Origin of the sequence: Pseudoroseomonas cervicalis ATCC 49957 (assembly GCF_000164635.1) — a bacterium.
Lineage (GTDB): Bacteria > Pseudomonadota > Alphaproteobacteria > Acetobacterales > Acetobacteraceae > Pseudoroseomonas > Pseudoroseomonas cervicalis.
Genome location: NZ_GG770879.1, coordinates 1 through 1,971 on the forward strand (window position 1 = coordinate 1; position 1,971 = coordinate 1,971).

3 protein-coding genes are annotated in these 1,971 nt (G+C 76.1%); 1 reads left to right on the forward strand and 2 read right to left on the reverse strand.

The window, feature by feature from the left end:
• Window positions 1-972, reverse strand: a 972-nt coding sequence (locus HMPREF0731_RS19930; protein WP_007006018.1) for a methylated-DNA--[protein]-cysteine S-methyltransferase, incomplete at its 3' end; no start/stop codon positions are given.
• Window positions 973-1,026: 54 nt separating this feature from the next.
• Window positions 1,027-1,602: a tetratricopeptide repeat protein gene (locus HMPREF0731_RS19935; RefSeq protein ID WP_040614192.1), complete on the reverse strand. Its 576-nt coding sequence runs from the start codon at window positions 1,600-1,602 to the stop codon at window positions 1,027-1,029.
• A gap of 179 nt (window positions 1,603-1,781) precedes the next feature.
• Here HMPREF0731_RS19935 and HMPREF0731_RS19940 point away from each other — a divergent pair.
• The coding region (locus HMPREF0731_RS19940) for a hypothetical protein (RefSeq protein WP_007006019.1) at window positions 1,782-1,971 on the forward strand (190 nt) is incomplete at its 3' end.

Consider the following 1,971-nt stretch of genomic DNA (forward strand, 5'->3'; position numbering starts at 1 on the left):
CGCCCCGTCGCGCGCCACCACGCGGTGGCAGGGCACCGCCATCGCCACCGGGTTGGCGGCGCAGGCCGAGGCCACGGCGCGCACCGCGCGCGGCATGCCGAGGCGCTCGGCCAGGCCCGAATAGGTGGTGGTTTCGCCGGGCGGGATCTGCGTCAGCGCCTGCCAGACGCGGTGCTGGAAGGCGGTGCCGCGCAGGTCGAGCGGCAGGGCCAGCGCCGCGCGCGGCTCCTCGATGAAGCCGATGATCGCGGCGAGCGCGTCCCGCATCGCCTCGCCCCCTGGCTCCAGACGCGCCTGCGGGAAGCGCAGCCGCAGCTCGCCGAGCAGCGTCGCCTCATCCGGGCCGAAGCCGATGCGGCAGATCCCCGCGCCGGTCGCCGCCACCTGCAAGAGGCCGAGCGGCGTCCCGGCGCAGGCATGGCGGATCACCTCCCCCGCGCCGCCGCGCCGCGCGGCACCCGGGCTCATGCCCAGCAGCCGGCCGGGCTTCTCATAGACCCGGCTCTCGCTGCCGAAGCCGGCGCCGGCCACCGCCTCGGCCACCCGCTCACCGGCGGCCAGGGCCGCCTGCAGGCGCCGCGCCTTCACCGCATCGGCATAGGCGCGCGGGGTCAGGCCGGTGATGTCGCGGAACAGCCGCAGGAAATGGTGCCTGGCATAGCCGGCGCGCGCGGCCAGCGCCGCCAGGGGCGGCATGGTCTCGGCCACGTCGATCATGGCGCAGGCGGCGCGCACCGCCTCGGCCTGCAACGCCGCGCGCTCGCCGCGCGGGTCGCAGCGGCGGCAGGGGCGGAAGCCCGCTTCCTCGGCGGAGGCACGATCGGCGAAGAAGCGCACATTCTTCCGCAGCGGCAGGCGCGAGGGACAGCCGAAGCGGCAATAGACGCCCTGCGTCACCACCGCGTAGAGCAGGTCCTCGCGCGCCTCGCGGCGCTGCAGGGCGGTCCAGAGGAGATCGTCATCGGGGCTCATGCGGCGATCCTGCCACGCCGCCGGCCGCGCCGCCCTCCGCCGCGTGCGGCGGTATCAGGCATCCTCGCCGGTGACCTTGGCGGTCAGCCGGCGCAGCCGCTCGGCCCCCCCCTGCATGTGCGGATGCAGGCTCATCGCCTCCTCGATGGCGCGCAGCGCCGCGGCGTTGTCGCCCATCTGCTCCTGGTAGGTGGAGAGCAGGGCCAGGGCCAGGAAGTGGCGCGGCTCCAGCACCAGCACCTGATGCAGGTCGCGCAGCGCCGCCGGCATGTCGCCCAGTGCCGCCAGCGCCTGGGCGCGCAGCAGCCAGGCCTGGGCATGGCCGGGCTGCAGCGTCAGCGCCGCGTCGAAATCCTCCACCGCATCGGCCACCGCCTCGCTCTCCAGGTTGCGCTGGCCGCGGCGCAGCAGCAGCGTCACGGCGGGCGAGGCACCCTGCGCCCAGAGGCTGCGGATGCGCGCCTCCAGCGCCTGCGCCGCCACGTCATCCGGCGCGGCGGGCAGCGCGTCGAGCAGCCGGTTGGCCTCGGCGCGGCGCGATTCGGCGGTGGCCGGGGCGCGGCCCTGCGCCAGCGGCGCGGTGAGCGGCAGGAGGGGCAGCAGCAGCAGGGGGATCAGGGCGCGGCGCATGATGCAAAAGCTTGGCCCCGCCATCCTTGCGATCAAGCAAAAACGCGACATGGCGCGAAAATCCGCCGCCCGGGGCCTGGCCGGGCGGGCCGTCAGGATGGCGTGATCCGGCCCGCCGGCCCTCCGCACCGGTTCCGCAACGTCTTGGCAAGCCCGCCCCGTCCGGCCACTCTGGGGCGATGCATCTGGTGCTGGTCGGCGCAGGTCTCGCGCATCTGGAGGTCCTGCGGCGCTTCGCCCTGCGGGGCCGGCTGCGCGGCCTGGCCTCACCCCTCCTCCTGACTTTGGTGACGCCCGAGGCGGCGGTGCTGCCGGCCGGGCTGCTGCCGGCGGTGCTGTGCGGCCGGCTGCCGCGCGCGCGCGCCGAGC